Source organism: Aeromicrobium camelliae (assembly GCF_003850045.1).
Classification (GTDB): Bacteria; Actinomycetota; Actinomycetes; order Propionibacteriales; family Nocardioidaceae; genus Aeromicrobium; species Aeromicrobium camelliae.
The window spans coordinates 1-1,305 of the sequence record NZ_RQJX01000037.1 but is presented as its reverse complement, the minus strand read 5'-3'; the positions used below and the strand labels follow the sequence as shown (position 1 = coordinate 1,305).

At 66.0% G+C, this 1,305-nt stretch carries 2 protein-coding genes; both read right to left on the bottom strand.

The window, feature by feature from the left end; translation table 11 throughout:
• Window positions 1-78 precede the first annotated feature (78 nt).
• Entirely contained in the window at window positions 79-921 is an 843-nt protein-coding gene (locus EHW97_RS15175; RefSeq protein WP_166367541.1) for an IS3 family transposase, read from the bottom strand.
• A 12-nt stretch (window positions 922-933) separates the two neighbouring features.
• Window positions 934-1,254, bottom strand: a complete 321-nt coding sequence (locus tag EHW97_RS15170; protein ID WP_166367540.1) for a transposase — start codon at window positions 1,252-1,254, stop codon at window positions 934-936.
• Window positions 1,255-1,305 lie beyond the last annotated feature (51 nt).

Below are 1,305 nucleotides of genomic sequence, written 5' to 3'. Positions count from 1 at the left end.
CCACCGACGACGACGCCAGCAACGACTCGGCCGATTGACCCCCATCGAATTCGAAACCATCATGAGCCACGTCGCCCCTCAGGCGGCATGACCCACTGTCACAAAATCCTGCAGCAGCCCAATCTCGCCGTGCAGGCGTCGGTGGTTGAACCAGTCGACGTACTCGGCGACCGCGATCTCGACGTCGCTGACGTTCTTCCAGCCCCCTCTGGGTCGCATCACCGGGTTGCGGATGCACTCGGCCTTGAACAGCGAGTTCAGCGCCTCGGCCATCGCGTTGTCGTAGCTGTCACCACGGCTGCCAACGGAGGCGACGGCCTCGGCTTCGGCGAGCCGCTCGGTGTAGCGAATCGCTCGGTACTGAACGCCCCTATCGCTGTGGTGGACGAGCCCGGTGACGTCCTGACCGGCGCGGCGCCGGTTCCACAGACCCATGTCCAGAGCGTCCAGGGCCAGATCGGTGCGCAACGACGTGGACACCTGCCAGCCCACGACCATCCGACTGAAGACGTCCAGGACGAACGCGACGTAGGTCCACCCAGCGTGGGTGCGGACGTAGGTCAGGTCCGCGACCCAGAGTTGGTTCGGGCCGGTGGCGACAAACTTGCGCCTGACCAGATCCTCGGGCCGTTCGGTCTCCGCGCCGTCGCCGATGGTGGTCTTGCGAGTCTTCTCCCGCGGGATCCCGCGCAGGCCCTCTTGCTTCATCAGCCGCTCCACGGTGCAGCGAGCGACCCTGACGCCTTCGCGGTTGAGCTCGGCGTGGATCTTCCTCGCACCGTAGACACCCAGGTTGGCCTTGTGGGCAACCTTGATGTCCTCGACCAGCTCGGCGTCGCGGATCGCGCGAGCGGACGGTGGCCTGGTCCTGGCCGCGTAGTAGCTGCTCGGGGCGATCTGCACGCCGGCGTTCTTCAGCACCGCGCAGATCGGCTACTTGCTGGTGGGGCGGTCGAGCTCCGCCGCGAAGAAAGCCGCTGACGTCCTCAGAATGTGATTTGCTCGCCGCAACTCACGGTTCTCGCGCTCGAGCTCGACCAATCTCTGCGCGTCGGCGGTCGTGGTGCCCGGACGAACACCGCCGTCGATCTCGGCTTGCCGAACCCAATTGCGCAAGGTCTCCGGATGCATGCCGAGTTGCTCGGCCACGCGCTTGATCGCGCCGTTCTTGGTGGCGGGGTCCTGCCGCAGCTCCACCGCCATCCTCGTGGCGCGCTCACGCAGCTCGTCGGGGTACTTCCTGGGTGCTGCCATGACTCTCATCCTCCATGGATTGAGAGCCTCCACCAGACCCGGGGCGATTCA

What these genes read in the sequence shown, in the direction of transcription:
- EHW97_RS15170 (WP_166367540.1), bottom strand. Translation starts at nt 1,254, where the DNA reads ATGGCAGCACCCAGGAAGTACCCCGACGAGCTGCGTGAGCGCGCCACG.